Origin of the sequence: Allocoleopsis sp., assembly GCF_036703385.1 — a bacterium.
GTDB lineage: Bacteria > Cyanobacteriota > Cyanobacteriia > Cyanobacteriales > Coleofasciculaceae > Allocoleopsis.
The window spans coordinates 1-4897 of the sequence record NZ_DATNPA010000116.1; the positions used below are offsets into that span (position 1 = coordinate 1).

The following is a 4897-nucleotide window of genomic DNA, read 5'->3' on the forward strand; positions in this document are numbered from 1 at the left end:
GACTGAAAGGGAACATCCTGAAGAATTTCGAGTTGTACCTGTAATTGCTCAGCGAGTCCCCGACGTTTTAAAGCGTTTGCGATCGCATCACAGGCGTTCTCAGCTTGCTGTCGTGGATATTTCTGGGAGGCGCTCAACCCATGACAACGATAATAGTAAAGTGGCTTCTTAACGTGTCGTACCTCGGTCGCTTCTGACAGTTTGAGGCACAGATCGTAATCCTCAACATGGGTCATGGACTCATCCAGTCCACCCACTTGCTCAAAGACTTCGCGACGCATCAACCGGAAAAAGAAGGTCATGAAGTCCAAAAGCAGGCGTTCTTTGGAGTAGGGAATATGGCACCGAGTTCCGTAGCCTCTAATCTTGCCACTTTCCTCCATATCCAAGTAATCGGTGTAAACGAATCCCACCTCAGGGTTGGTATCGAGTATGGCGGTTGTTTCCTGCAACGCGGCTGCTGCTAACAGGTCATCTTGGTCTATCCAACCGATGTAGGTGCCAGTGGTTTGTGCGATCGCGCCTTTTAGTGCTTGTACTCGTCCTTGATGGACTGCCGCTACCACCCGAACGCGGCTGTCCTGCTTTGCATAAGTCTGAGCAATACGAACCGAATCATCCGTTGAGCCATCATCCCAAATCAGCAACTCAAAATCGCCCCTAGTTTGTGAGAGGACACTCTCGATTGCAGCGCCGAGGTAACGCTCTCCGTTATACGTGGTGATAACAATAGAAATGAGGGCTTTCATTAGCAACATTTGGGTTTGAGGTTTAGCCGTTACAGTTAGATGAATTTCGTCAGACATCTGTCCTGAAGAGAAGCTCAGCCGTAAAATAATATTTTCTTAGGGAATAGCTTGGTAACACGAATGACCCTGCAAAAATGAAACAAATCACTAAAAAACTTAATTTAGGTTGTGGCAAAACTGTTTTGCCCGGTTGGATTAATTTAGATAAAGTTCCTTTAAGTGGGGTTGACATTATTGCAAATTTAGATGATTGCCAAGAGGTGAAATTACCGTTTGACAACGATGAAATCGATGAATTCTTCGCCAGCCATGTAATTGAACATTTGCATCATCCTTTAGCTTTCATGGCAGAAATTCACAGGATTGCCAAACCAAACGCTAAAGCCGTATTTAGAGTGCCTTACGGTTCCAGCGATGATGCCTTTGAAGACCCAACACACGTCAAGCCCTATTTTTTAAACTCTTTTAGCTATTTTGCACAACCTTATTATTGGTTTGCTGATTATGGTTACAGAGGGGATTGGTTCATTGACAAAAGAATTTTATGGGTCGATGCCAATACCCATCAGGGTAAAAATGCAGAACAAATTATGTTTGAAGTAAAAACGTTTAGAAATATTGTTAAAGAAATGATTGTTGAATTGAGGGCGATTAAGCCGATTCGAGAGCCTAAGCAAGAATTATGGGTTGAGTCTCCCATTGAGATAGTTCTTGGATAGAAATAAGAGAGTCAACGTGTTCTTCTGCTTCCATCCTTCATCCTTCTTCGTTCAGGATGAGTAGGGACACAGTCTCACTTCAGATGTATCAGAGCTGGGATGTCTTGTCTTTTCCAGGCATTTCAGGCAATGAGATAAAAATTACCGCAACGGCTTAGGTGGGTTCTTTTCAGTTGCAATAATATGCAAATCGACATCTTTGAGATATCGCACTAACTTCTGGATGAGGGAACCTTTCCAAAGTATTTCCCAGCGAGATTTCTGAGATTGGCCTAAAATTACTTGAGTAACATGATATTTTTGGGCAACTTGGGTGATCGCTTCAGCAATATTTGCATTTTTAACCTGGATAAATTCGCCCCCAAATTCTTTACAAAAATGTTTGCAGGTTTCAAGATGGAGACTTTCTTCTCTAGTCAAAAAACATTCAGGATTCTCAACAAATAAGGCGTACAGACGCGCACGCATAACAGTAGCTAACCTTGCCCCCCTACGCAACAATTGAGCTGAATTGGGGTAAGTTGAAAGACAAACCAGAACTCGCTCATGGACGCAGCAAAATTGACCATTTGGGGTAGAAGTCTCTGCCGCTTCTTCAAGATTGTCAGCTACCTCCCGCAGTGCTAACTCCCGTAAGGCGACTAAATGACGCTTTTGAAAGAAGTTTTGTAGAGACTGTTCAATTTTCTCTAAGGCGTAGATTTTCCCTTCAATTAACCGTTCTTGAAGCGTTTCAGGTGTGACATCAATGACTACCACTTCTGTCGCTTCATCCAGAATGCGATCGGGAATCCGCTCTCGCACTACAATTCCTGTAATCTTTACTACTACATCATTGAGGCTTTCTAAGTGCTGAATATTAACCGTTGAATACACATCAATTCCAGCTTCCAAAATAACCTCAACATCTTGGTAACGTTTTTCTCGTTGAGAACCAGGTACGTTTGTGTGAGCAAGTTCATCAACTAGTATGAGTTGAGGTTGACGTTCTAGAATCGCGTCGGTGTCCATTTCTTCTAACGTGACACCCTTGTGAACAATTAGTTTTTTAGGAACAACTTCTAACCCAATCGCTTTTGCAGCCGTTTCTTCACGCCCATGAGTTTCTAGTAAGCCAATAACTACATCAATGCCTTCTTCTCTTAATTGGTGAGCTTCTTCCAGCATTCGATAGGTTTTTCCGACGCCAGGAGCCATACCAATAAACAATTTATGTTTTCCCCGACGCCGTTTTGTCTGTTCGTAAGACATTGATGATGTTGGCTGATTGCTTAATTGGCTATTACTAATCATGGCTGGAGAATCCTTGTACTACAGAGGTTCAGATTCCCGACTTCTCTAATAAGTCGAGAATCTCATCTTTACGAATCATTTAGAATTGCTATAGAAGCGGTGATTCTTAGCTACTAGGCTTTAACTTGTCTACAGCAAGATTAAGTTTGAGTACGTTAACTCCAGGCTCTCCGAAAATTCCGAGAAATCTGCTATCTGTATTTTGGTTAATCAAAAGCTCAAGTTGATTCGGATTAAGATTACGCGCTTTTGCCACCCGTTCAATCTGCGCCAATGCTGCCTGAGGACTAATATGTGGGTCTAAGCTAGAGCCAGAGGTGTAAACTAAATCTGCAGTTGGCTGAATCCCTGACTGTTTCAGCTTATCTGCATCCTCACGAATCCGTTTGATTAAATCTGGATCGTTGGGTTTCCTATTATCTTTAAGCAGTACTGCCGTGTTACTTGGAGCTAGGTTGCTAGCACCCGATACTCCTGTTTTGATGACACCCGATTTATCATCTTTTGGGTCAGCCGTACTGTAACTCGTTGTGCTGGGACGAGATTGAAAATAGCGAGCGGATGTGAAGGGTTGACCGATTAAAGCTGAACCGACAATCTTTCCTTGAGCGTCTTGAATCAAGCTACCATTTGCTTGATACGGAAAAACCATTTGACCGATTAGAAGCATCAGCAGAGGATAGAGGATTGCCGTCAACACCCAGAGAACTAGGGTGGAGCGAACACCAGTAATGAATTCTCTAACCATAATTTAGAAGCGATCCGGTTGTAAAATTACAGCAAATAAATAGCTCGCTAACCCTACAGTTACCAAAGCCAAAATCCCAATTGACCAAGCCTGTGTACGCTCAATTGCTTGCCCTGCGGAAGCGTAGACGGCAGGAGCAATGACCAAATTCAGGCACATCATCAGAAATAGCCCGAAAGGAAGCGGATTTCTTTTCCACTGCTCTTGCAGCAACTCAATGCCATCACTCAATTCAACGGGCATTACCTGGCGAAACGGATTAACTCGCTTCATAATTATTTTTTCCTTCCTGTGTTTGTAGTTCTTGTTTACGCCAAACCAATGGCTGAAACGATTAAGTCAATAAATTTGATGCCAATGAACGGTACAATGACACCACCCACGCCATACTTCAACATGTTTTCTAACAGCAACTGATTGGAACTGACGGGTTTAAACTTGACGCCCTTGAGCGCTAGAGGGATTAAAGCCGGGATAATCAAAGCGTTGAAAATTAGCGCGCTCAATACGGCTGATTGCGAACTTGTCAAGCCCATAATGTTGAGACTACCAATCCCAGCCGCCGCAAACATAGCTGGAATAATGGCAAAGTATTTAGCAACGTCGTTGGCAATTGAAAACGTTGTCAACGCCCCGCGAGTAATCAGCAACTGCTTACCAATCGTTACTAAGTCAATTAACTTGGTGGGATCGGAATCCAAGTCCACCATATTGGCGGCTTCTTTTGCCGCTTGGGTGCCAGAATTCATGGCTAAGCCAACATTCGCTTGAGCTAAAGCTGGGGCGTCATTGGTACCGTCGCCTGTCATGGCAACCAGCTTACCTTCTGCCTGTTCAGCTTGGATGACGGCGATTTTGTCTTCTGGTGTGGCTTCCGCAATGAAGTCATCGACGCCAGCTTCAGCCGCAATCACTTCTGCTGTAATTCGGTTATCGCCTGTCAGCATGACAGTACGAACACCCATTCGCCGCAATTGGTCAAACCGTTCGCGGATACCGGGTTTGACAATGTCTTTCAGGTAGATAACGCCGTAAAGTTCACCGTCCTGACAAACGGCAAGGGGAGTGCCGCCTAAGCGAGAAACCCGTTCGTAGGCTTTATCGAGTTCTGGCGAAAGGCGTCCACCACGAGAACGTACAAATCCTTTAATCGCATCCACCGCACCCTTACGTACCTCGCTGCCATTGGGTAAATCGGTGCCACTCATGCGGGTTCTGGCAGAAAACTCGATTCCTTCGGCAGCGTTGCGATCGCAATCAACGATTGCCCCCAACTTTTCTGCCAGTCGAACAATCGATTTACCCTCCGGTGTTTCATCAAAGATACTCGCCGCCAGCGCCACGCAAGCCATATCCGCTTGCGTATGACCGTTAACCGGGATAAATTC

At 44.6% G+C, this 4897-nt stretch carries 6 protein-coding genes; 1 reads left to right on the forward strand and 5 read right to left on the reverse strand.

What is annotated here, in order from left to right; genetic code table 11:
• The coding region (locus tag V6C93_RS05755; RefSeq protein ID WP_333475695.1) for a glycosyltransferase at window positions 1-806 on the reverse strand (806 nt) is incomplete at its 3' end.
• Window positions 807-892: 86 nt separating this feature from the next.
• Between V6C93_RS05755 and V6C93_RS05760 the strand changes: the two genes are divergently transcribed.
• Window positions 893-1468, forward strand: coding sequence for a class I SAM-dependent methyltransferase (locus V6C93_RS05760; RefSeq protein ID WP_349262622.1), 576 nt, complete (start codon window positions 893-895; stop codon window positions 1466-1468).
• 141 nt (window positions 1469-1609) lie between these two features.
• Here the strand turns inward: V6C93_RS05760 and V6C93_RS05765 are convergent, their stop codons facing one another.
• The 4 genes from V6C93_RS05765 to kdpB all read right to left on the reverse strand — a co-directional run.
• Window positions 1610-2761 (reverse strand): sensor histidine kinase KdpD, encoded by a 1152-nt coding sequence (locus V6C93_RS05765; RefSeq protein WP_333475697.1) that lies wholly within the window; start codon window positions 2759-2761, stop codon window positions 1610-1612.
• Between the two features lie 106 nt (window positions 2762-2867).
• Window positions 2868-3509, reverse strand: a complete 642-nt coding sequence (gene kdpC / locus V6C93_RS05770) for a K(+)-transporting ATPase subunit C (protein ID WP_333475698.1) — start codon at window positions 3507-3509, stop codon at window positions 2868-2870.
• Window positions 3510-3512: 3 nt separating this feature from the next.
• Window positions 3513-3782, reverse strand: coding sequence for a K(+)-transporting ATPase subunit F (gene kdpF, locus V6C93_RS05775; protein ID WP_333475699.1), 270 nt, complete (start codon window positions 3780-3782; stop codon window positions 3513-3515).
• A gap of 35 nt (window positions 3783-3817) precedes the next feature.
• Window positions 3818-4897 (reverse strand): potassium-transporting ATPase subunit KdpB (kdpB, locus tag V6C93_RS05780; RefSeq protein WP_333475700.1); only part of this gene is annotated, 1080 nt, incomplete at its 5' end.

What these genes read in the sequence shown, in the direction of transcription:
- V6C93_RS05765 (WP_333475697.1), bottom strand. Translation starts at nt 2,761, where the DNA reads ATGATTAGTAATAGCCAATTAAGCAATCAGCCAACATCATCAATGTCT.
- kdpC (WP_333475698.1), bottom strand. Translation starts at nt 3,509, where the DNA reads ATGGTTAGAGAATTCATTACTGGTGTTCGCTCCACCCTAGTTCTCTGG.
- kdpF (WP_333475699.1), bottom strand. Translation starts at nt 3,782, where the DNA reads ATGAAGCGAGTTAATCCGTTTCGCCAGGTAATGCCCGTTGAATTGAGT.